Consider the following 23,133-nt stretch of genomic DNA (forward strand, 5'->3'; position numbering starts at 1 on the left):
GCAATTAGAAATTAATTGAATTAATTACAAATTTCAGTCTTTCAACTCAGGCCCAGAAGGCGCTTCTGAGTAGACGTGGAACGTTTCCACAATGGTGCTTTGAGGAAACTCGCCTTTGAAATAGATCCAATGTTCGTCATCCGAAGGGACTGAGGGGGTATCAAGGCAATCATTGACTCGATAGATGGTTACGCCAGCTTTCTTTAATTCTGGGATGGACATTCGGATGACATGGCCGTTGGCAAACCTTCCATTTCCCAAGGCATAGCGTTTGGCTACTTCAAAATGCGGGGTTGTCGATATCCCTCCAGTTGGTTCACCATTCCCACCGTATTCGTGTGAGTGAATGCTATTGGTGATAGAGAGTCCGCATGTGAAATCTGAGTCTCCGCATTGAACTCTGTCATCACCAAACTCAGCGCCTTGCTCTGGATCATCCGATAGCGATTTGGGAACCATTGCATCGGTCACTGTCATATGGCAGTTGAACCCTCGATAAAGAAATTCCAACGTTGTTATCCCCATTTAGATTTCACTTGCGAATCAACGAGCCAGCGCCAGTCACCCGAGGGTGGCTGGCGCTGGTGATCATACCGTTATACGACTGTCATTTGACCGGCATAGAGCACGAAGTAGCGGAGCAGCAGGATCCCCACCAGGGTCAGGCTGCAGACCAGCACCAGATGGCCGTTTCGCACCCGCAGGGGCGCCGGGGTCAGCAGAGCCAGCAGCTGGGGCAGCAGCATGCCGATGCCCACCACCCCGAGCCAGAACACCTGAGCCCAGAAACCGCTGCCGATGGCCGCCCACATGGCAGCCTCTTTCTGGCCGCCACCGAAGTAGAGGCCGGTAAAGAAGCAGACCAGCAGCAGCACCTCCACCGCCAGCACCGGCCGCTCGAAACGATGCACAAAGCTCACCCCCTGGCTGTGATGGTTCTCCTTGAAGATTGTCACCGCCAGCAAGATGGTGGAGGCGATGCCGGAGCTGATGCCCGAGACCAGAAACAACACCGGCAACACAGGGTTGTTCAAAAGCGGATAAGTCTTGAGCGCCGAGAGCAGAAAGCCGGTGTAGGCCCCCAGCAGCACGGCGAGCAGCAACAACAGCGGGGCCAGCAGCCGCTCGATGCGGGCAAGCCAGCCAATCAGCCCATCCACAAAAGCGAACTTCTCTTGCAGCAGGTGACGACGCAAGGTCTCAATCTCGGCGCGAAACACCACCGCCAGCCAGACGAACAGCACCGCCATATAGAGCTGAAACAGCATGACCCCCATCGACATCACGGAGTCGAACTGGTAGTGGAACATCAGCTTCCAGAAGGTCCAGGGGCGGGCCAGATGGAAGATAAGGATCAGCAGCCCCAATATCACGCTCGCTGGCGCCAGAATGGCGGTCGCCTTGATGATGCCGCTCTCGCTGCCGGCCCCCTTGCGGCGCAGCAGCACCGAAAGGGTGGTGGCCCCGGCGGAGATGCCGAGCAGAAAGAGATAGATGGCGATGGGCCAGTCCCACACCAGTGAAGGGAAGTGAAATGCGTCATGCAACATGATCCATTCCTCCTTCTGTTACTGCGGTAGATGGCGATCGGACAAATTCCCACACGAGGGAAGGGAAGTGAAACGCCTCTTGCATCGTCATGACTTTATCTCCCCTTTGGGCACGCGGTACATCTTGGGCGAGGTGCCGAGCGCCTGCTTGTAGCGATAGGTGGTCTCCTTCACCAGCCGTTGGGCGATGGGGCTGTCCGGATCATCCAGATTGCCGAACACCAGCGCCTTGGTGGGGCAGGATTCCACGCACGCCGGCTCCTTGCCCGCCGCCAGGTTGGTCTTGCGGCAAAAGTCGCATTTGTCCGCCACTCGGGTGACCGGGTTGATAAAGCGCACCTGATAGGGGCAGGCGGCGAGGCAATACATGCAGCCGACGCAGAGATCCGCGTCGACATCGACGATGCCATCCTCCTTGCGAATATGGGAGGCGCCGGTCGGGCAGACGTGCACGCAGGGGGCGTTGTCACAGTGCTGGCAGGACTTGCGAAAGAAGTGGTACTCGGCATCGGGGAAGGTGCCGATGGGGCCGGAGCGGATGATCTCGAGGCGCGAGACCCCTTCCGGCACCTTGTTGACCTCCCGGCAGGCGTCCATGCAGGCGGTGCAGCCGATGCAGGCCGTCTCGTCGTGGATCATGCCATAGCGGATCCCGTCGATGGTCTGGCTGTGGGCGAGGGGGGTAGCAAGGGAACGAGTCGGCCCCGTCATCATGATAAGGGCCCCCGCGCCCATGCCCGCCATAAAGTCACGGCGAGAGCAGCTCATGATGCCTCCTTGCCGGTAGCCGGTTTGGACTGCTCCTGCCGGGCCTTGCTGGCCTCATGTTGCTTGCTGTGGCAGTCGACGCAGAGCTTGATGCGGGATTTTTCCGGGATCGCCACCATGGGCTCCTTGACCGGATGCAGCTGGTGGCAGCTGGTGCAGGTGAGCTTGGTGGCGTGCACGTCGTGGGCCCAGAGCGCCTCGCGCAGTGGTTTGGGCTCGTGGCAGCTCATGCAGACTCCGTTCTGCTCAGCGATGGGGTAGCTCTGGGTGCTCTGCTTGTTATTGAAGCTGTCGCTAAAGCGCATCACATCCTTGACCCCTTCCCTGTGCTGGGGAGAGGGCTGGCCGTGGCAGTTGGTGCAGGTGACAGGTGCCAGGTTGTTGGGATTGGTCGCCTGACCATGCTTGCCGTGCATCCCTTCGCTCTGCTCCTTGTGACAGTCGGTGCAGGCCTTGTCGGGATTGCGTAAAAATTCCACCTCATGTGCAGCTGGAACAGGGGCTGCTGTCGGCTCGGCCGCCTGACCCTGCAGGCTGGTGAACAGCATGGCTGCCATCAGCATCAGTCGTAAAAAATCCATCGTTAAATCACCCATAGGAAGCCTCCATCCGCTGCGGGCCTGGTCTGGCCGGGCCCGCAGGCGCCGTTACTGTGCCAGCCGTCCGGCCGCTTTGGCCTCGGCATCCCAAGCGGGGACCGTGGTCTTGAGGAACTGGGCCTTGTCGCTGTTGAACTGCTTCATATCCATGCCAAGGGCGGCTTGCGCTTTCTCCTTGGTGGAGATGTCGGGGATGGCGATCTCGTGGCTGATCCCCTTGCTGGCCAACAGGCGCGCCAGCTTGGTGCGGGCGTCAGCGGCTTTATCCAGCGCGCTGCCAAGTACCTTGAGGGCCACTTCGGGGGCGTGCATCTGCACCCCGTGGGAGGCGATGGCGTAGTCCCAGCGCCACTGGGCGTGACGGATGTCCTGCAGAATATCCTTCATCTCTGCCTCGGTGGCGCCGGCATCCCAGGCTGCCTTGGCTTCAAAGTGGGCGTGTACCAGCTGCTTCTCGACCTTCAGCTTGGTTTCGATCACCGCCTCTTTGCGCTGTTTGACAATCCCTTGCAGCATCTCCTTGCTCTGGGTGTGGCAGTTGCGGCAGGTCTGCTCGAAGCGATCGAAGGGGTTACCCACCTTGTGATCGGTGTAGACCTTGCCCTGCTCGTTCTGCACCTTGGGCATGTGGCAATCGACACAGGCGACGTTGTTCTGGCCGTGAATGCCGGCGCGCCAGGTTTCGTACTCGGGGTGCTGGGCTTTCAGCATGGGGGTTTTGGAGAGGGCATGGGTCCAGTCGGCAAAGCCGATTTCATCGTAATAGGCCTCCATCTGCTCCACAGTGGTGCCCTTGTCCCAGGGGAATTTGACCGCCTTGGTGGGGCCGCTGAAGTAATACTCCACGTGGCACTGGCCGCACACCTGGGACTGCTGATCAAAGCGCCCCTGCTCCTTGAACGGCTTGCCGATGGCTGTCATGGCCCGATCGGCATAGGGACGGGAGAGGTGCAGGGCCGGTTTACCCTCCTTGAACTCCTTCGAGGCGGTGTCGTGGCAGTCGGCGCAGCCGATGGTGTTGACTACTTCCGGCCCGCCCTTGGCCCACATCCCTTTGAAGTAGCCATCCTCACCCTGCTCGTCGATGACGCGGGCCACATCCGGGCCTTTGCAGCTCCAGCAGGCCATGGGCAGGGGGCCATCTTCGGCTGTTTTCGGGGCGCCGGTGCGCAGGGTTTCGCGCACATCGGTCAGGGCATAGAAGTGACCGCGCGGCTTGTTGTAATCCTTGGCGAAGGGGTAACCGCCCCACAGCACCACCATGTTGGGATCTTCCGCCAGCGCATCGGTGCGTTCCTTGCTTTCGCTGGTGGCTTGCCAGCTGGTGAACTGATCGGCGTGATCCTTGGCGAACAGCTCGCTGCGCGCCTCGATCTTGCCTTTGGGTTGCGTGTCATCGGCTGCCTGTGCCCAGCCGCTGGTGCCAAGGCTGGTAGTCAGCAGCAGGGCGGCGAGGCCCAGCTTGATCTGTCTGTTGCGTGAACTCACGATCATCACTCCCTAATCGATCTCATTGCCAGACCTGACAGTTCCATCCTGGATGTGGGCATTGGTTCGCCCCCGCCAAGCAGGAGCAGGCAGGCCGCTTCATTGTTATTAGTGAATAAAACCCATGTTTTTATGCGATTGCTCGAGTTGGATATTACCAAATGGGTAAAAAGAATGATGATTTATCAGAGGGGGGCTTGCGCTAGATCAATTACCGAGAGCACCAACAGACAGAAATGAGATCCCGGTTAAATTATTAAGAAAGTCAGAATATTGGAAGTGTAATGAGTCTCTGTGGCGGGACGGAGCGACACCTGAGGTATGCCTGTGTTATTTGGCAAGGCATGCAGGGTTATCTGTCATATCAATTATCTATTTATGGGTATAAAAATAATAAATGAATAAATATTCTTTTTTTTGAGAGGGCTGTCGGTTACAGTCTGTACGGGCCGGGCGTTCCGCCGATGGGCGAGATGGTCGGCAACATCAATGAGAGAAGCCGGCAATGCCGGCTCCTCTCAGGTCTTATCGTGATCAGATACTGTTTGGGTTGCAGCCCCAAAGGCATGGTGGTGAACCAACGAATACCCCGGCTTCGGGGTTTACACCAGCGGATATGGTCACGCTCATCTTATGCCAGAGCCTGGGCCAGCAGATGAATGGGATGCTCGCAGCGGAAGCTGGTGCTCATCTCGATCTGCCATTTGCAGGTCTCGCAATCGGTGATCACCAGATCGGGGGAGAGGCGGTTGATTTGATCAAACAGCCCCTCGCCAATGGTCTGGCTGGTCTGGTAGTTTTCGGATTTGAAGCCGTAGGTGCCGGCGATGCCGCAGCACTGGGACTCCAGTACAGTCACCTTGACCCCGGGAATGGCGCGCAGCAATTCGAGGGTGTAGATGACGCCCCCCATTTTTTCCATGTGGCAGGGGGTGTGGTAGGCGATGTGCAGATTGAGCGGCTTCATCGCCGGTTTGTTGCCCTTGTAGAACTCGTTCCACAGGAAGCGGGTCACCAGTGAGATGCGATCCCTCACCTTGTGGTTGTCCTGCTCCAGCAGGTGGGGATATTCATCGCGCAGGGTAAAGCCACAGGTGGAGGAGGTGGCCAGCAGCGGCATCTCGTTGCCCAGCAGGGAGTTCTCCATCTGCTTGATGTTGAAGGCCGCCTGCTGCTTGGCCTTGTCCATGAAGCCGTTGGCAATGAGCGGCACGCCACAGCACTTCTCCCGCTCCAGCAACTGCACGCCGATGTTCATGGCGTTGAGCACCTGCACCAGCTCCTTGCCAAGCTGAGGATGGTTGTAGTTGACATAGCAGCCGTGGAAATAGGCTATTTGGCGCTCATAACGGGCCTGCGCTTCTTTTTGCTTCTTGTACCAGCCGCGGAAGGTGCCCTGGGAGTATTTGGGCAGATCGCGGTGGGAGGAGACCCCCAGCGCCTTGTCCAGCACCAGCTTCATCGGCTTGAGGCCGGTGGTGAAGTTGACCACCGGGGCCATCAGGGTAGACATGCTGCCCATCAGATCGGTGTGAGAGAGCACGAACTCGCGGATCCCCGGTTTGAAACCGCTGTACTGATGCTTGGCCTTGGCGATGATGTCGCCGATGCGCACTCCGCTCGGGCAGGCTACTTCGCAGCGTTTGCAGTTGGTGCAGTGCTTGAGGGCGCTATCGAACAGCTCGGGGCTCTTGATGCGCAGCCGCTCGCCATCCGGGCCCGCCTGTTTCGGGCCGGGGTAGGCGGGGTTGGCCTTGGCCACCGGGCAGTAGGCGGTACAGACGGTGCATTTGATGCACTGATCGAAAGTTTGGTTGGCGTGATCCAGTAGCATGTCAGTTCTCCTCCCGTAGGGTGTGAAGGCACGGGATATGGGACAAATAAATCATTGGGCGGCGCCCAGAATATGGCCGGCGGCCTGCCAGCCGGTGGCAACGGCAACGCCGGAGCCGGAACCTTCACGAATTGGGTCGTAATGGGCCAAGACACTGCCCGCGCCGTAGAGGTTGGCGAGCGGCTTGCCGCCACGCAGCACACGCAGCTTGTCGTCGGTCTTGACTCCGAAACCCATAAAGGGGTGGTGGTCGAACAGGCGACGACCGGCCCAGGCGTCGCGCTCCTCCAGACTCAGCACATCGGCATCGAAGATGGGTTCGCGAATGCCGCGCAGACGGGACTCCAGACCGCGGCTAAAGAAGCTGCCGGAGGCGAGCACGAAGTTGTCCGCTTCAAACAGCTGATCATCGCCATTCTGGGTGTGTACGCCGACCACCCGATCCCCCTCGTAACGGGCGCCCAGCACCCGCTCGCTGGTGAGGAAAGTGCCGCCAAGGGCCATAAAGCGGCGCTTGAGCGCCTCCTGCATCCGCATCCCGATCAGCGACGGCGGCATGGTCGCCACCTCCTTGATGGTGCAGCCGGTACGTTGCTCCAGCTCCGCCAGACGCGGGCCAACCAGCCCCAGCGACAGGCAGGCTGGTAGCACGATATGGCGGCAGTCGGGCACGCCGCTCTCCTGCACCATTCGACTGATCTCGCTGGCCAAATCGGCCACCAGATGGTGCTTGTCACACAGGCGCGCGATGTCGGCAGAGCGAAACTCATGGGGATTGCGGCTGAATTCGGCCAGCTGGGGCAGGCGGATCTCGCCAGTCAGAATGCGGCAGTGGGCGAAGCGCGGATGGGTCGCCAGATTGGCCGCCGCCAGTGCCGGATGAAAGTCGCGAAAGCCTTCGAGAGTGGCCAGCAGCAGTACATCCGGGATCGGCGCATCGGTGACGCAGGCACAGGTATCGGGGGAGAGCCAGGTGCGCTTGAGGGTACCGATGGGAGTCAGGCGCTGGTGATTGGTGTCGTGGCGAACCAGCGGCAATCCCTGCTCGGCGCAGTGGCGCTGCAGATCGGCCAGACTCGCTTCGATATTTTGCATCCCCACCTTGCTGTAGGGGTGATCCGGATGGGCTGCCATAAAGGCAGGCAGCGCAGCGCGGGGATCCCCCTCGCTTTCGAGCAGATCGACCGAGCCGGAGGAGAAGTGCAGGGCACTCTGGCCGGAGGCCATCAGCAGGGTCTTCTGGCCCGCCTCCACCAGCCGCAGGGCAGCCGAGAGTCCCGCCATGCCACCGCCGATAACGATATTGTCAAACTTCATGACGGCTCTCCTTGTGAGTGGTCTCGCTGGTTGGGTCGCGTGGGGTATCGGCGACCAGCTGTGGCGCCGTCCATTCCCCCAGGCCAAACAGCCCTTCGTAGATCCAGTAGGTGAATTCGGCCTCGCGCAAGGCATCGCCCCACAGGACGGGGCGGGTTCCCTTGTAACGCTCCTCGAGGAACTGGCGCAGCATGACGCAGGCCTGGCGACCGTCGGCCTTGCCATACTCCTGCATCAGTCCGGCGGCGCGGTAGGCGCAGAGCTCCCCCTGACAGGGGCCCATGCCCAGACGGGTGCGGCGGCGCAGATCGATGAGGTTGTCCACATCGAGCTCGCGCAGGGCGTATTCGATTTCGCCCGCGGTGACCATTTCGCACTCGCAGATAAGGGCGTTGGCCTTGGGATTGTCACGGAAGAAGGCGATGACCCGCTCGCCGTGGCGGTATTGGGCGGAGCCTTCGACCGGCACCGAGAGACCGGGGGCGGAGACCTTCTCCGGATCCCGCGAGCCGGGCAGGCTCAGTTCGGCGGTCTGGCAGGGTTTGCTGTTACCGAGTTTCTTGGCCAGCAGATCGGTGGCCCACTCCGCCATCAGGCGGTAGGTCATCAGCTTGCCGCCGGTGATGGTGTTGAACCCCTTGAGACCATCGCGCTCGGCGTGATCCAGCAGCACGATACCGCGACTGATGTTGCGGCCGGTGTCGTCACCGTCCACCGCTACCAGCGGGCGCACCCCGGCGTAGGCGCGCAGCAGGCGGGTGCGGGCCATGATGGGAGCAAGCTTGATACCTTCGCGCAGCAACACTTCGACCTCTTCGGGTTCGACGGTGAGCTGGTCAATCTTGTTGTAATCGATGCGACTGGAGGTGGTGCCGATGAGGGAGATGGTGTCGCCCGGCACCAGAATGTCCGCATCCGCCGGTTTGCGGGCGCGGTTGAGCACCAACTGGTTGATGCGGTAATCCATGATGAGCAGGGAGCCCTTGGCCGGGAACATGCGGATGCCGAGATCGGCATATTCGCAAATTTGCTGGCCCCAGATGCCAGCGGCGTTGATCACCTCCTGACACTCCACCTCGAACGCTTCGCCGGTGCGGGTGTTGATGGCCTTGACCCCGTGCACCCGATCTTGCGTGCGCAAGAGTCCCAGTACCTTGCTGTGGGTGAAAATGCGGGCGCCATGCTCTTTGGCGTCCAGCACGTTGGCTGCGGCGAGGCGGAACGGGTCGACCGTACCGTCCGGTACATGGATGGCGCCGATCATCGCCGGGTTGGCGTTGGGCTCCATGCGCAGGGCTTCACCGGGATCGAGCTGGCGGGTTTCGATACCGGCCAGGGCGCAGGCATCCATAAAGGTGGTTTGGAAATTGATGTCATCTTCCGGCAGGGTGAGGAAGAGGCCGCCCGTGTCCTCGACACAGTGGCTGGCAATCCGCTTGAGGATGCGGTTTTCCTGGATGCATTCGCGGGCGGACTCCTGATCCGTCACCGCGTAGCGGGCACCGGAGTGGAGCAGGCCGTGGTTGCGGCCGGTGGTGCCGGCGGCGATATCATCGCGCTCGAGCAGGATGCAGTCGATGCCGCGCAGTGCGCAATCGCGCATGATACCGGCCCCTGTGGCACCGCCGCCTATGATGACGACTTGTGTAGTTATTCTTTTCATTGTTGCCCGTCTCATCTCTTCCAGATGAGGCCAGTGTGGCCTACTTCTGAGTGGAAATGTTTGATATGGGCCAAATTTGCGCTCGCAAACGCTCATTTGCTCGCGCGTTAATGAGCATTATGTGACATTTGTCACGCTTGTTATCGCATCGGTTTGTGGGCTGCTGGCGAATAACAGACACAAAAAAGGGGCATCGGATGCCCCTTGTCACTGTTTGACGAGTCTGGTGGGTGTGTTAGGGGTCAGCCGCAGCACTTCTTGTGTTTTTTTCCGCTGCCACAGGGGCAGGGATCGTTGCGCCCCGCCTTGAGGGGCGCCGGATCCTGCTCTCCCTCGGTGTAGACCCAGCGGCCCTGATAACGCACGAAGCGGGAGCGCTCATGGAGGCAGTGGCGCTCATCCCCCTCCAGAAACCAGGCTTTGAACTCCACCATCCCGGTTTCATCCTCCGAGCCGCCCTGGCTGGCGATGATCTCTAGACCATCCCAGCGGGTGTCGATGCGTGAAAGCTCTTCGGCGGTGAGGCTGCCAAGGTGGGCCGGGTGCCAGCTATAGACCAGATACTCCCCCAGACCAAGCACAAAAGCACTGTAGCGCGAGCGCATCAGCTGCTCCGGGGTGTCAGCCACCGCGCCACTGTGACGTAAGCCACAGCACAATTCGAGAGAAAGGGTTGAGCCGCAAGGACAAAGATTCATGATTTTCACGTTCTGGCCGATTTGTTTAAGGGAATTGTAACGAAAGCTGGGCTCGCCCTGCCAGCACCTATACTGATGGGTAAGCAAGGAATTCCAATAAAAACAGCTGCAAGGATGTGAAAGATGACGCTAAAACAGAAAATCCTGTTATTGGGTGCAGTACCCGTGCTGCTGATGGCCCTGGTGGTCAATCTCAGTAACTACATGGTCTCCAAGAGCGACCTGGAGTCTGAGCTGGTGGTGGCGAGGGAGAATGCCATCAAGGAGCGTAAAGCGCTGCTCAGCAGTTACATCATGATGGCCAAAACCGCCGTCGATGCCGTTTATGCACAGCCGGATTCTCCGGAAAATCGTCAGAAGGTCAAAGAGCTGCTCAGGCCGTTGCGTTACGGCAGCGATGGCTATTTCTTTGTCTATGACTTTGAGGGCAACACTATATTGCTGCCTACCCGTGCCGAGCTGGAGGGAAAAAATCGCTGGAACGACAAGGATGCCAAGGGCAAGTTGCTGATCCAGGACATTATCAAGGTGGCCCGTCAGGGGGATGGCTTTGCCGAGTACTGGACGGCCAAACCTTCCATTGGTCGTGATGCTCCCAAGCTCGCCTACAACATTGCGCTCGACAAATACCAGTGGGTTATCGGTACCGGTTTCTATATCGATGACATCGACAACGAGCTGGCGGCCCTGCGCGCCGAGCGTGAAAGCAATATGCACGAGTCGCTGCAGAGCAGTGTGCTGGTGATCTTGCTGATCCTGGGTGTCACCCTGGCGGCGACCGTGATCGTGGGGAATCGGGTTACCAAGCCGCTGGCTGATGCCGTGCTGGCATTGAACGATATTGCCAATGGTGACGGGGACCTCACCCAGCGCCTCAAGGTGCAGAGCGACGATGAAATTGGCCAGCTGGCCAGCGCCTTCAACCGCTTTGTCGAGCGGATCCAGTCGGTGGTGAGTCAGGTTGGCGAGACCAGTAACCATCTCTTCACCGCTGTTGACAAGCTGCACCATCTGAGCGAGCACTATGACCAGCAGATGCATGGCCATAGCCGGGAAACCGATCAGGTGGTGACTGCGGTGACCGAGATGAGCTCCACTGCCCAGGAGGTGGCGGCCAGTGCTTCCAATGCCGCGACAGCAACCAGTGATGCCGCCCGTGAGTCCGACGCAGCTCGTGGTGTGGTCAGTACGGCTATCAACAGCATCAACCGACTGGTGGGGGAGGTGCATACTGCTGCTGGCGTCATCGCACAGTTGGCCCAAGAGACCGCCAAGATTGGCTCGGTGGTGGAGGTCATTCGCGGCATTGCCGAGCAGACCAACCTGTTGGCGCTGAATGCCGCTATCGAGGCGGCCCGTGCCGGTGAGCAGGGTCGCGGCTTTGCGGTGGTGGCGGATGAAGTGCGTTCGCTGGCCGGTCGTACCCAACAGAGCACCAAAGAGATCAATGAGATGCTCCAGCGCTTGCAAGGGGGGGTGAAGCAGGCGGTGGATGTGATGCAGGCGAGCGAGGATCGCAGTCAGGAGACGGTGCAGGAGGCAAGCCATATTGCCAGCTCCCTCGACAGCATGGTGATGGCGGTCAGTACCATCAACGATATGAATATCCAGATCGCTACCGCCGCCGAAGAGCAGCATGCGGTGTCGGAGGAGATCAACAAGAACCTGGTAGCGATCCAGCAGATCGTCAGCGAGCTGACCGACGCAGCCATGGAGTCCAACAGCACCACCCGCGATCTGGCCAATACCGGTGACAAATTGCGCAAACTGGTCTCCCAGTTCCGTTATTGAGCCCGACCATCTCGGTGATATTCACTCAACAATGCGGTCTGAACCCCGGTTCAGACCGCGCTTTATTTGGGGATCGAGCAATAATGTGTGAAAATCGGTGGCCCCAGTTTCAGCCCTTAATCCATACCCTATGAATGAGATCGTGAAAGGCAGTATCGATTTGATCCGTCAGCTCAACTATGGCCTGGTCTATGCCAGTCTGGAGGAGCACAAGGAGCTGTCGCGCACCGATCTCTCCCGCCTGACCGGCCTCTCGCCTGCCAGCATCACCAAGATCACCCGGGAACTGCTCGATGGTGGTCTGGTGGTGACCTGTGGCGAAAGTTCGGTGGGGCGCGGTCGTCGTCAGACCCTGCTGCGCATCAACGAGCGCCGCTTCCAGTTTCTCTCCATGCGTCTTGGTCGTGGTTACGTGGATATGGCGCTGTTCGACTTTTCAGGCCGCTCCCTGGCCCGCCATCGCCATCTCTTTACCGAGCTTGAGCGTAACGACCTGCTGGGCAGCTTAGTACATGCGATCCAGGGGTTCTTGCCGAGAAAGTCCCTCAATCTGGCCTGTATCGCTCTCTGTCTACCCGGACAGGTAGAGCGTCACTCCGGTATGGTCAAACATTTCCCCTTCTATGATCTGCGCAACTGGCCGCTTGGGCCGACCTTGCAGGAGGTGTTCTCGGTACCTGTGCTGGTGAGTGGTGATGTGCGCACCTGGATCCAGGCAGAGCGGGAGTGGGGGGCCGCCAAAAATTGCGCCGATGCGGTGCTGGTGTTTGTCCACAACGACATCGGGGTTGGCATGGTGGTCAATGGCCAGCTCATCGAGAGCGAGAATGCGCTGCTCGGGGATCTCAGCCACCTGCAGCTCGAGCCCTATGGCCAGCGCTGCTACTGTGGCGGCTTTGGTTGTGCCTGCACCCTAGTGACCAATCAGGCGCTGGAGGCGCAATACCGGGATCTGCGCGAACGGATGCAGGAGCACGACTTGCCCGAGAGCGTCACCATCCGCGAGCTGTGCGAGCTGGCGCTGGCGGGCAACGGCCTCTGTCAGGATATTCTCCATCAAGCGGCGGGTCGCCTCTCCAAGGTACTCTCCAATCTCATCTGCCTGCTCAATCCGGGCAAGCTGCTGCTCGGGGGCGAGATCACCCGTGCCGATCGGCTGCTGTTCCCCATGCTGCACCAGTCGCTGGCCAGCCAGTTGCCCGCCGAATATCTGGTGCGGCTGCAGATTGAATCGACCCACTTCTACGAAGATCCCACCAAGCCCACTTCGGTGCAGGTGCACAAGGCACTGCGCGATGGCAGCCTGTTGCTGGAGCTGCTGCGCAGCTGTCAGGAGTCGTAAGACAAGAGGAGTTGGCTCTGCGTCTGGCGAAAGGGGCAGGGATTGCTGTTCCGCCAGCGCGTAACTCGGTACAATCTTGCGCTTTTCCGGCAGCCCCCTGTTATCGCGCCCTGTGGCGCCATGACATGTTGGCACCGCTGCCGTTCCTGTTTTGACTCCAGTTGTGAACCTAGATGAAGCCTGTTCCTGATCACGCCGTCAACCGCCTGCGGGCCTGGCGCAAGAGTATCTCTACCCGACCGTTTCTTGCCCGTGGCGGCACCTTGGCCCGCTGTCCGGCCTGTCAGCTGCGCGAGGATTGGTGTGCCTGCGAGTGGCGCCCCGAGCTCAAAGCGGAGGCGGGCTTTTGCCTGCTGATGTATGACAGCGAGCCGATGAAGCCCTCCAACACCGGTCGCCTCATCGCCGATGTGTTGCCGGATACCACCTGGGCGTTTCTCTGGTCGCGCACCCAACCCCATCCCGAGCTGCTGGCCCTGCTGGCCGATCCCACCTGGCAGCCCTATGTGGTCTTTCCCGCTTGCGAGAAGGAGCCTGCCCGCCTGACCGGCGAGGTGACGCTGACACCGGGTAAAAAACCGCTCTTTATCCTGCTCGATGGCACCTGGCCGGAGGCGCGCAAGATGTTCAACAAGAGCCCCTACCTGGACGGATTTCCGGTGCTTGCCATCAAACCCGATGCGCTCTCCACCTACGGCATGCGGGTGGCCAACAGCGAGGAGCACCTCTGCACCGCCGAAGTGGCAGCCTGCGTGCTGGAAGTGGCGGGAGAGCTCAAGGCGGGGCAGGCACTGCAGCACTGGTTCAATCTGTTCAGCAGCCGCTACATGGCCGGTCGGGTCAGCCGTTTCCCCGGTGCCGATGAGGATCATCTCTGTGAGGCACTGGCGGCCATCAAGGAAGCGAACGTCGCTTCAACGGCTTGCTAACGGGCACTCTGAGGGTTGGGCCAGGGACGTGGCCGCTCAAATTAATGAAAATCAGGAATCAATTGGCTGCCACTGTTTCGTTAGATTCATGGTCAGTGGCCCGCTAGGATAGCGGACAGCCTGTGCAGCCCCCCGCACAACGTCGTTTTGGTTATATCCGGTTGCTCGACCCTTCGGGCAACCCACTCTCGTGAGGTCTATGGATGGAATTGGAACTGGTTACCCTGTTTGCCCTGTTCGGTGTAGCGCTTGTCGCCGGCTTTATCGATGCCATCGCCGGTGGCGGCGGCCTGTTGACGGTGCCGGCCCTGCTGGCCACCGGCATGCCCCCGGCGCTGGTGCTCGGTACCAACAAGCTGCAGAGCAGTTTTGGCTCCTTCTCCGCCACCTGGTTCTATGCCCGCAAGGGGCTGCTGGAGTGGGCCATGATCTGGCCTGCGGTGATCTGCACTTTTATCGGTGCGGCTATCGGCACGCTGGCGGTGCAGACCATAGACGCCGCCATTCTCGAGCGCCTGCTCCCTTTCCTGCTGATGGCCTTTGCCTGCTACTTCTACTTCTCGCCGCGGGTAAGCGATGCCGAGAGCTCCCGCCGTCTGACTCCCATGCTGTTTGCGCTGCTGGTGGGGGGCGGTGTCGGCTTTTATGACGGCTTCTTCGGGCCGGGCACAGGTTCGTTTTTTGCCATCGGTTTCGTGGCGCTGGCGGGCTTTGGCATGGCGCGCGCCACCGCCCATACCAAGCTGCTCAACTTCACATCGAATATCGCCTCCCTGCTGTTCTTTGCGCTCGGTGGCAAGGTGGTGTGGAGTGTCGGCTTCTGCATGGCGCTGGGGCAGTTTATCGGCGCCCGCTTCGGCTCCAAGATGGTGCTGAAAAAAGGGGTGAAGCTGATCAAGCCGCTGCTGGTGACCGTCTCCCTGCTGATGTCTGCCAAGCTGGTCTGGAGCCAGTATCCGGAGCTGTTTGCCTGGATCTGATGTGCGCCTTGCTTGCCGCATCGCAATTGTTAACGGGGCCCTTGGGCCCCGTTGTCATATCAGGTGTTTTACACGGCTAGCACGGCGTGTCGCTGCGGTGGCTAAAGTGTTGGTGCAGGGCGCTCACCAGCCTGGCAATGCGCTCGCGCTTTAGGCTGTTTGGCCGGTAGACCAGATGCAGGGGACGGCCCAGCCCGGGTAGTGGGCGCGCCATCTCCCCCTGTTCTCCCACCAGCCCCAGCAGGCCAGCGGGGAGCAGCACAGGGCCAATGCCTGCCTTGGCGAGTTCGATGAGCGCCAGATAGGAGTCGAGCTCCATGGTGGGCTCCAATCCCATATCTGCCAGCGGTTCGCGCAGGTAGCGGTTGGAGGGGTTCTCCAGATCCATGGTGAGGATCTTGCGCCTGCTTTCTGCGCTGGCTGGCGGCAGGCTCTGCTGCGCCTCGCCAACCAGATAAAAGGGCTCTTCCAGTAGCAGATCGGCGCCGAGGCCATGGCCGGGTGGGAGCCGACCGGCGCAGATGCCGAGCAGGGCATCACCGCTGCGCACCCGCGCCAGAATGACCGGCGTGTGGTGGGTAGAGAGGGCAAGGTGGGGATCGTGCTCCAGATAGTCGCGCATGAAGTGGGCGAGATAACCCGCCAGCAGGGTTTCGGAGCAGGCGATGGGGAGAGGACTCTGATCCGCCAGATCCTGACTATCGGCAAGCACCCCTTTCATTTCGGCCAGACTCGGGGCCACTCGCTCAAGCAGCTCCTTGGCCTGCGGGGTGAGGCGGATCTGGCGCCCCTCCGGCTCGATCAGCTTCTTGCCGAGGCGCTGCTCCAGCTGGGCAATCCGCTTGCTCACCGCCGACTGGCTGATATAGAGGCGACTGGCCACCTTGGCCATGGTTCCTTCACTTGCCAGTAGGCTCAGCGTCTCCAGCCCTTCCAGTAACATCTCGCCCCCTTGTTTATCGCCATCAGGATCGTCACAGATTGATCAGCGCTACCTTAGGGGCTGACTGGCTCAGGAGCAAGGGTCGTTTGCTGCCTTGGCCGGTCGAATGCGCCATTCGCTCAAGGGCGGCGCGAAGATCACCAGATTGCCGATCAGGCTGATCACCACTCCGGCCACCGAGACCGGCTGCCAGACAAAGCCTTCATAGAAGGTGGAGAGGGTAAGCGCCACCAATGGAAAGAGCACGGTGGCGTAGGAGGCCTTGCTGGCACCGATGCGCCCCACCAGCGTCAGATAGGCGGTAAAGGCGATCACCGAGCCAAACAGGGCGAGGTAGACCATGGCCACCAGATAGTGGCCATCGGTCGGCACCACCAGCTGTTGGCCTAGCAATATGACCCAGCCCAGCAACAGCACCACGCCGTAAACCATGCCCCAGGGCACCAGTTGCAGTACGTGGTAGCCATGGCGTTGGCCCCGTGCCGAGACCAGATTGCCCAGCGAAAAGCAGAGGGTGCCGCCGCAGGCGAGCAGCAGCCCCTTCCAGCCGTTTGCACCCAGTTGCGCATCCGCCAGCACCGGCCAGAACAGCAGCAGGGTGCCAAAGAGCCCCAGCAAGGAGCCTTGCAGCCAGCGCAGGGTGGGGCGCTTGTTCTCGAACAGCCAGAGGTTGAGGCCGTTGAAGATGCTGGCACTGGCAAAGATCACCGCCGACATGCCGCTCGGGATATAGCGGGTGGCGTGGTAGAAACAGAGAAAATTGGTGGAAAAGAGCAGGGCACCGAGCAGCGCCGCATAGCGCTGGCCATGCCACGGCAGGCGCGGAAAGCGGCCGCTGGCGGTGAGCAGGGCAAACAGTGCCACCGCAGCCAGCAGGAAGCGGTAGAGCACCGACACCTCGATGGGGATGGGGCCAAGTTGCCAGGCGATGGCAATCCAGGTGCTGCCCCAGATAAGCACGGTGGCAAGATAGAGCATCAGGTTCATCACTGTTCCGGTGAGTCAGGGAGAGATGACCCACTATGGGGCAAGCCCTGATGGCTGGATTGCACCATCTTGCGGTTTTTCATCGCCCTGCGCTGTCATCTGCGGGCGCGGTCGGTAAGATGGGTGGCAGCGACATAACACTTACACCGGAACAGGCGGCAGGGGCGAATGAAAACAGCAGGGGTATTTGATGCTCTGGTCAGCACCGGCGCCCGGCTGGACGACGCTTGCTGGCTCGAACCCGGGCTTGGCGTCGCCAGTTGGCGCAACTGCTATGACCAGACCCGCTATCACAAGCCGGGCCACCACACCCTGAGCGTCTATCTGCAAGGAGGCGAGCAGACCGAGCGACTCGATGGGCCGGGTGGCCACGGCGGCACCGGCAAGGTGTGCATCATGCCGGATCACCACAGATCCGAGTGGCTGGTGCGCGAAGAGTTTCGCTTCTTTCATCTCTACTTCACCCCGGCTCACCTCACCCGTATCGCCGAGGAGGTGTGTGACAAGGAGGGGCGCCACCTGCAACTGGTGGACAAGACCTTTATCGACGATCCGCAGGCGGCTTCGCTGGTGCAGCGCCAGTTGATGCAGCTTCAGTGGCAGCAAGGGGTCGATCGGTTGGCACTCTCCCACGGCGCCTGGATGTTGATCCTCCACGCCTATCGCCACCACACCGAGGAGGCTCCCGGTCTGCCGCCTCTGCGCGGCGGGCTGGCGCCCGTGGTGATCAAGCGGGTGCAGGAGTATCTGCAGGCCCATCTGGCCGATTCGGTCACGCTGGCAGAGCTGGCCCAGCAGGCGGGGCTGAGCGAGTATCACTTTGCCCGCATGTTCGGCCAGAGTCTCGGCTGCCCGCCCCACCGTTACCTGCTGGGGCTGCGGCTCAAACGGGCCAAGCAGCTGTTGACTGGCCCCGAGCCGCTGGCCAGCATCGCCAGTCAGTGTGGCTTCTCTTCGCAGGCCCATTTCGGTAATCGTTTTCGCGAGGCGTTTGGTTTGACGCCGGGGCAGTGGCGGGCGCAATTGTCATCTTCCCGTCACAGATAAGCCTGAGACTTTGGGCAAAAGAGGTGTACTCTCTACCACTTATCCATTGAAAGGAATGCCCATTGAATTATCGCAAACGTCAAATCCGTACCCGTCACCTTTGGTTCAGCCACTGGAATGCCCCGCAAGATCGCACCGCTGTCGTCACCCCTCCCGAACCTGCAGTGCCTCACAGTTCACGTTGAAAAAGCCCGGCTGCCGATAGGATTTTCCAGTTAACTTTGCCACTATTGCTCAATCTGAGTGACGTGGACATTGCAGGATGTTTCTGGAACGTATTGAAGTAAAAGGTTTTCGCGGTATAAATCGTCTTTCGCTCGGGTTGGATCACACCACAGTGCTGATTGGCGAGAATACCTGGGGCAAGTCGAGCCTGTTGCGCGCGCTCTGGTGTCTGCTGGGGCAAAATGCCGAGCCCTATCAGTTCACCGCCGATGATTTTCACCAACCGGAAGATCCCGAGCTGGCCCCTTCGCGTCATCTGCAACTGGTGCTCACCTTCAGTGAGCACAGGCCACAAATGTGCCAGCATTCTCGCCGTCTGGCTCGTCTTGGCGCCTCCTGGGTGCTGCACAAGGACAAGTTTCATCGCATCCACTATCGTGCCAGTGCCGAGCTGCAGGCGGATGGCTCTGTGCTCACCATTCACGACTTTCTCGACGGGGTGGGCAAGAGCCTGCCTATTGCCAATACTAACGAACTGGTTAGCCTGCTGATCACCATGAACCCGGTGTTCCGGCTGCGGGACGCTCGCAGTGCCCGCAACGGGGTGGAAACCCTGCAGTGGGGAGATCTCTCGGAGCACAGACTCAGTGAACTGGCCGACAAGCTGATCGATGAGCCCCAGCGCATCGGGGAGCCGGAGTTGAAGGAGGCGCTGCAAGCAGTGCGCCAGCTGATGGATCACTATTTCAACGCTCTGGCCCCCATCAAGAACAAACCGCGCAGCCAGCGTGACATCATCAATCGTCCCATGACGTTGCGCAATCCTGGCAACCTGCACACCCTGCTGCGCCATGCCGATAACCGCACCCTGCAACTGGCGATGGCCGGGATGGCGGCGACCCTGCTGCAGGCGCGAGGCAATCGCGAGCTGGAGGAGGGGGCCCGTCCCATCATGATCCTAGAGGATCCTGAGAGCCGGCTGCACCCGACCATGCTGGCGCTGGCGTGGGGGCTGCTGGAACAACTGCCGGGCCAGAAGCTGCTCACCACCAACTCGGGAGATCTGCTCTCTTCCCTGCCGCTCAATCAGGTGCGACGACTGGTGCGCCGTCAGCAGGATATCCTCTGTCACCAGCTGGGGGGCGAGCGTTACAGCAGCGACGATCTGCGCAAGATCGCCTTCCACGTGCGGATCAACCGCCCCATGTCGCTGTTTGCCCGTTGCTGGCTGCTGGTGGAGGGGGAGACCGAGATCTGGCTGCTCTCCGAGCTGGCCCAGATCTGTGGTTACAGTTTGCGGGCCGAAGGGGTGCGGATTATCGAGTTTGCCCAGTGCGGCCAGTCACCGCTGATCAAGGTGGCGCGGGATTTTGGTATCGAGTGGCACCTGTTGACCGATGGCGACGAGGCGGGGCTCAAGTATGCTGCTTCGGCCCGGGGCCAACTCAAAGGGGAGCGGGAACGGGATCGGTTGACTCAGTTGCCAGCCTCTGACATTGAACATTACCTCTATCACAATGGTTTTGAAGCCGTGTTCCGGCGGGAAGCAGGGGTGGGCGGACGAGCCATGTGGAGTGCCAGTCATATCATCAATAAGGCGATTCATCACCGCAGCAAGCCGGGGATGGCACTGGCGGTGGTGGAAGAAGCCGAGCGGCTTGGTGCCGAGCATATTCCTCCCGTGCTGCGTCAGATGTTTGCGCGGGTAGTGGCACTGGCTCGCGGTCAGGTGTGAAGTCGGTGTGATAATGGGCCTGTCGGCTGCATCATGACCTTCGGGGCATCTGCTCATTTTTTGCCGGTCTGTTTGTCGTGATTGGGGATAGCCGCAGGTTTGGGTATACTCGCCCACTCTTCTCTGGCGCCCCGGTGGCGCTCCCGAATTCTTGCTGCTGGAGGCGTCATGTTCGTCCAACTCCCACTTTGGCTCTTTCCCCTTACCGGCTTGATGGCACTTGGTGCCCTCATTGCCCTCGGTATCGTGTTATGGCGCGGTGATATCTGCCCCGGCCAGCGCTCACGCATCACTCAGCAGCTCTTCTCCATCTGGGTCATTACCGCGCTCTCCTTGATGCTGGCGGTAGAGGCCAAGGCGGCCAGTTGGCTGATCTGGAGTGGTGGTGCCGCACTGGTGCTCGGGGTCGGCTTGTCGCTGGCCCAGTCACGGCTGGAGGGCAAGCGTGCAGTCCCCTCAACGCTGCTCTGGCTACCGGCGTTGCCACTCGCTGTTTATGGCTTCGGGCTGCTGCAGCTGCAGGGCTGGGTGAGCGGTTTATTGCAGATGGTGATGCTGGGAGCGGCCTTTGCTCACCTGATGCTGTTGCGAGCCCGTCACCGCCTCAAGGCGTTTAATACTCTTCTGCCGCTGGCTGCGCTGGCGGGCGCCATGGCCAGCCTTATCTGGCTGGCCGTGCTGGTGGGCTGGCAAGGGGCTGAAGCCAATCTCGATGATCTGATCCCGGCGGTGGTGACACAGGCTGCCTTGTTGGTGGCTTCCCTGCTGCTCTGGTTCAGCCCGCTCTACTTGCAGCGTGATACCGCGCCTGTGGTGGTTTCCACTTCCCTGTGTGGCCTGCTTATCGCCCAGATCGCCGCTACCAGCGTGCTGTACCAGCTGATCTGACACTGGTACTGAAAAGAGCAAGCCCCGAGCCAAGGCCCGGGGCTTTTTCATATCTGACTCTCGAGAATCAATAGAAGTCATCGGCCCCGCAGATAAACAGGCAACTGCTGCGTGGCTGGGCCAGATACTCTCTGGTCAACCCTTCCAGTGGCATGCCGAAAGTGCAGATATCTTGCGGTGAGGGGAGGGCGGTATCGAGGATCCGCCGCCAGTAGCCGCCAACTCCCTTGGGCGGGCTGGGCAGGTTGAAGGTGAGGGGCTCCCAGTAGGCGTTAAACAGTACGTAAAGGGCCAGTCGGGTTTCGCTTGACAGGGCCGACATGGCGATGGCATGGGAGTGGGGACTGAAGTCTGGCTGCATGGCATTGACTCCGTGCCAGCAGATCTCGCTGTGCCGCAGGATTTCGGTGAGCGACAGTGGCATGCTCTCCTGCTCCGGGCGCTGGAACAGATGTTTGCGATATTGGATCAGCTCCTTCATGAAGCGGAACATCTCCTGGCTGCGGGGAGTTGGTTGCCAATCCATCCAGCAGGTCGCGTTGTCCTGACAGTAACCGTTGTTGTTGCCGTGCTGGGTGCGCAGCAGTTCATCCCCCATCAACAGCATCGGGGATCCCACCGATAACAGGGTTGCCACCATCATGTTCTTGGCTTGGCGCGTGCGCAGGGCATTGATCTGGGGATCGTCCGCTACCCCTTCATGGCCGTGGTTCCAGCTGAAGTTGTGATCACAGCCATCACGGTTCTGCTCGCCATTGGCCTCGTTATGCTTGTTGTTGTAGCTGGCCCAGTCCCACAGGGTAAAGCCGTCGTGGCAGGTGACGAAATTGATGCTCTTCTCGGGATCGGCGTGGTGATAGTGGTAGATGTCGGGGCTACCGCACAGCCGTTCGACAAAGGCGGTGACGCTGTTGTCATCCCCGCGCAGAAACCGGCGTACGTCGTCCCTGAACTGGCCGTTCCACTCACGCCAGCGGGCGCCGGCGAGTGATCCCACCTGATAGAGCCCCCCTGCATCCCAGGCCTCGGCGATCAGCTTGATATCGGCGATCTTGGGATCGGTATCTATGGTGCGCAGGGTCGGGGCATTGGCCTGTGGCTGGCCCGATTCATCCCGCGACAAAATGGCAGCCAGATCAAACCGGAAGCCATCGACGTGCATCTCCTGGCGCCAGAAGTGCAGGCTGTCCATGATCATCCGCAGTACCACCGGGTGTGCGCCGTTGAAGGTGTTGCCACAGCCCGAGTAGTTGGTGTCCTTCTGGTTGTTGTCGAGGATGTAGTAGGCCTCGTTGTCGATGCCGCGAAACGAGAAGGTGGGGCCATCATCTCCCCCCTCGGCGGTGTGGTTGTAGACCACATCCAGGATCACCTCGATATTGGCCCTGTGCAGCGCCTTGACCATATCGCGAAATTCGGTCAGCGGATCATCGCCACAGGCGTACTGGGCATGGGGGGCGAAAAAGGACATGGGGCTGTATCCCCAGTAGTTGGATAGCCCCCTGGGAGCATCCTGAGGATCGAACTGAAACACCGGCAGCAGTTCAACGGCGGTGACTCCGAGAGATTGCAGATAGGGGATCTTCTCAATCAATCCAAGATAGGTGCCCCGCAATGCAGGATCAACCCCGGAGCTCGGGGAGTTGGTAAACCCCCCCAGATGGAGTTCGTAAATCACCGAGCGGGAGAGAGAGTGAGCAGGCAGTTTGTCTCCTTCCCAGTTGTAGTGGCGGGTATCGACTACCCGATTTTTGGCGCAGCAAGCCATATTGCTGCCGGGGCGTGCAGCCGCCCATCGGTCATAGTTGGGGCCCAGTTCAATACTGCGCCCATAGGGATCGAGCAGAACCTTGTCACCATCAAAGCGGGTGCCACAATAGGGACGCCATGGTCCCTGGATACGGTAAGCGTAGCGTTGCCCGATGGGGAGTCCTTCAATATGGATATGCCAGTAGTAGGCAGTTCGGTTGAAACGGGGGGAGAGGGGAATTACCTCGGGACTATCATCTTCGGCACTGGAGAAAAGCAGCAGCTCTACCCGGCTGGCCAAGCGGGCCCAGATGGCGAAGTTGACGCCGCGGTTGTCGGGTGTCGCCCCCAACTGACGGCAGTGACCGGCGGAGATGCGCATATCATACCTACCCAAAATGAGGAGTGTTCATCTCACTGAGTATAGTGCCTGGTATGTGGCTTTGACTCTATTGCCTGAAAAAACAGCATGATGCTGCTAATGTCCTCACTCTCTGTCTGATTAATCTACGAATAAACTTTTTTTGAGATATTTACTTGCAATCTGTGCGCTGGCGCCTATTATTGGCGACCTCAGACGCGGGGTGGAGCAGCTCGGTAGCTCGTCGGGCTCATAACCCGAAGGTCGTCGGTTCAAATCCGGCCCCCGCAACCAACTTT

At 60.1% G+C, this 23,133-nt stretch carries 19 protein-coding genes and 1 tRNA gene; 8 read left to right on the forward strand and 12 right to left on the reverse strand.

Features of this window, described 5'->3' with window-relative positions; genetic code table 11:
• Nucleotides 1–33: 33 nt before the first annotated feature.
• From G5332_RS18190 to G5332_RS18230, 9 genes are all read right to left on the reverse strand, one after another.
• Complete coding sequence (locus G5332_RS18190) at nt 34–477, reverse strand: hypothetical protein (RefSeq protein WP_270906057.1); 444 nt, start codon at nt 475–477, stop codon at nt 34–36.
• Nucleotides 478–596: 119 nt separating this feature from the next.
• The gene (gene nrfD, locus G5332_RS18195; protein ID WP_421249913.1) at nt 597–1,550 is read right to left on the reverse strand and encodes a cytochrome c nitrite reductase subunit NrfD; all 954 of its coding nucleotides are present in this window, start codon (nt 1,548–1,550) and stop codon (nt 597–599) included.
• Between the two features lie 87 nt (nt 1,551–1,637).
• Entirely contained in the window at nt 1,638–2,318 is a 681-nt protein-coding gene (nrfC, locus tag G5332_RS18200; RefSeq protein ID WP_421249912.1) for a cytochrome c nitrite reductase Fe-S protein, read from the reverse strand.
• Nucleotides 2,315–2,914, reverse strand: a complete 600-nt coding sequence (gene nrfB / locus G5332_RS18205; protein ID WP_421249911.1) for a cytochrome c nitrite reductase pentaheme subunit — start codon at nt 2,912–2,914, stop codon at nt 2,315–2,317. Before nrfB ends, nrfC begins: the two co-directional genes overlap by 4 nt.
• Nucleotides 2,915–2,965: 51 nt before the next feature.
• Nucleotides 2,966–4,411 (reverse strand): ammonia-forming nitrite reductase cytochrome c552 subunit, encoded by a 1,446-nt coding sequence (gene nrfA / locus G5332_RS18210; RefSeq protein ID WP_227342727.1) that lies wholly within the window; start codon nt 4,409–4,411, stop codon nt 2,966–2,968.
• A 625-nt stretch (nt 4,412–5,036) separates the two neighbouring features.
• Nucleotides 5,037–6,239: an anaerobic glycerol-3-phosphate dehydrogenase subunit GlpC gene (glpC, locus tag G5332_RS18215; protein ID WP_040069181.1), complete on the reverse strand. Its 1,203-nt coding sequence runs from the start codon at nt 6,237–6,239 to the stop codon at nt 5,037–5,039.
• 51 nt (nt 6,240–6,290) lie between these two features.
• Nucleotides 6,291–7,556 carry a glycerol-3-phosphate dehydrogenase subunit GlpB gene (gene glpB, locus G5332_RS18220; protein ID WP_421249910.1) on the reverse strand — a complete coding sequence of 422 codons (1,266 nt, stop codon included), beginning with the start codon at nt 7,554–7,556 and terminating at the stop codon, nt 6,291–6,293.
• Nucleotides 7,546–9,219 (reverse strand): anaerobic glycerol-3-phosphate dehydrogenase subunit A, encoded by a 1,674-nt coding sequence (gene glpA, locus G5332_RS18225; protein WP_150389008.1) that lies wholly within the window; start codon nt 9,217–9,219, stop codon nt 7,546–7,548. The genes glpB and glpA overlap by 11 nt, the downstream gene beginning before the upstream one ends.
• A 242-nt stretch (nt 9,220–9,461) precedes the next feature.
• Nucleotides 9,462–9,917, reverse strand: a complete 456-nt coding sequence (locus G5332_RS18230; RefSeq protein ID WP_103251176.1) for a YchJ family protein — start codon at nt 9,915–9,917, stop codon at nt 9,462–9,464.
• A 123-nt stretch (nt 9,918–10,040) separates the two neighbouring features.
• Between G5332_RS18230 and G5332_RS18235 the strand changes: the two genes are divergently transcribed.
• The 4 genes from G5332_RS18235 (at nt 10,041) to G5332_RS18250 (ending at nt 14,959) form a co-directional block, all read left to right on the forward strand.
• Nucleotides 10,041–11,708 carry a methyl-accepting chemotaxis protein gene (locus G5332_RS18235; protein ID WP_103251177.1) on the forward strand — a complete coding sequence of 556 codons (1,668 nt, stop codon included), beginning with the start codon at nt 10,041–10,043 and terminating at the stop codon, nt 11,706–11,708.
• A 130-nt stretch (nt 11,709–11,838) separates the two neighbouring features.
• The gene (locus G5332_RS18240; RefSeq protein ID WP_164536668.1) at nt 11,839–13,050 is read left to right on the forward strand and encodes an ROK family transcriptional regulator; all 1,212 of its coding nucleotides are present in this window, start codon (nt 11,839–11,841) and stop codon (nt 13,048–13,050) included.
• Nucleotides 13,051–13,223: 173 nt separating this feature from the next.
• Nucleotides 13,224–13,979: a tRNA-uridine aminocarboxypropyltransferase gene (locus G5332_RS18245; RefSeq protein ID WP_042055853.1), complete on the forward strand. Its 756-nt coding sequence runs from the start codon at nt 13,224–13,226 to the stop codon at nt 13,977–13,979.
• Between the two features lie 203 nt (nt 13,980–14,182).
• Nucleotides 14,183–14,959 (forward strand): TSUP family transporter, encoded by a 777-nt coding sequence (locus G5332_RS18250; RefSeq protein WP_005333472.1) that lies wholly within the window; start codon nt 14,183–14,185, stop codon nt 14,957–14,959.
• A 76-nt stretch (nt 14,960–15,035) separates the two neighbouring features.
• Here G5332_RS18250 and G5332_RS18255 read toward each other — a convergent pair whose 3' ends face one another.
• Entirely contained in the window at nt 15,036–15,902 is an 867-nt protein-coding gene (locus G5332_RS18255) for a LysR family transcriptional regulator (protein WP_421249908.1), read from the reverse strand.
• A 69-nt stretch (nt 15,903–15,971) separates the two neighbouring features.
• Entirely contained in the window at nt 15,972–16,889 is a 918-nt protein-coding gene (locus tag G5332_RS18260) for a DMT family transporter (protein ID WP_167574347.1), read from the reverse strand.
• Between the two features lie 168 nt (nt 16,890–17,057).
• Here G5332_RS18260 and G5332_RS18265 point away from each other — a divergent pair, with 168 nt between their 5' ends.
• From G5332_RS18265 to G5332_RS18275, 3 genes are all read left to right on the forward strand, one after another.
• Nucleotides 17,058–17,936 carry a helix-turn-helix domain-containing protein gene (locus tag G5332_RS18265; RefSeq protein WP_216978884.1) on the forward strand — a complete coding sequence of 293 codons (879 nt, stop codon included), beginning with the start codon at nt 17,058–17,060 and terminating at the stop codon, nt 17,934–17,936.
• Between the two features lie 262 nt (nt 17,937–18,198).
• Nucleotides 18,199–19,836, forward strand: a complete 1,638-nt coding sequence (locus tag G5332_RS18270; protein ID WP_216953487.1) for an ATP-dependent endonuclease — start codon at nt 18,199–18,201, stop codon at nt 19,834–19,836.
• 168 nt (nt 19,837–20,004) lie between these two features.
• The gene (locus G5332_RS18275) at nt 20,005–20,724 is read left to right on the forward strand and encodes a hypothetical protein (protein ID WP_151285685.1); all 720 of its coding nucleotides are present in this window, start codon (nt 20,005–20,007) and stop codon (nt 20,722–20,724) included.
• A 67-nt stretch (nt 20,725–20,791) separates the two neighbouring features.
• Here the strand turns inward: G5332_RS18275 and glgX are convergent, their stop codons facing one another.
• Complete coding sequence (gene glgX / locus G5332_RS18280) at nt 20,792–22,855, reverse strand: glycogen debranching protein GlgX (protein ID WP_421259562.1); 2,064 nt, start codon at nt 22,853–22,855, stop codon at nt 20,792–20,794.
• 196 nt (nt 22,856–23,051) lie between these two features.
• On the opposite strand from glgX, the gene G5332_RS18285 reads away from it, so the two are divergent.
• Nucleotides 23,052–23,128: transfer RNA gene (locus G5332_RS18285), tRNA-Met, on the forward strand.
• Nucleotides 23,129–23,133: the final 5 nt, after the last annotated feature.

The organism is Aeromonas sp. 603757 (assembly GCF_049171255.1).
Classification (GTDB): domain Bacteria; phylum Pseudomonadota; class Gammaproteobacteria; order Enterobacterales; family Aeromonadaceae; genus Aeromonas; species Aeromonas veronii_A.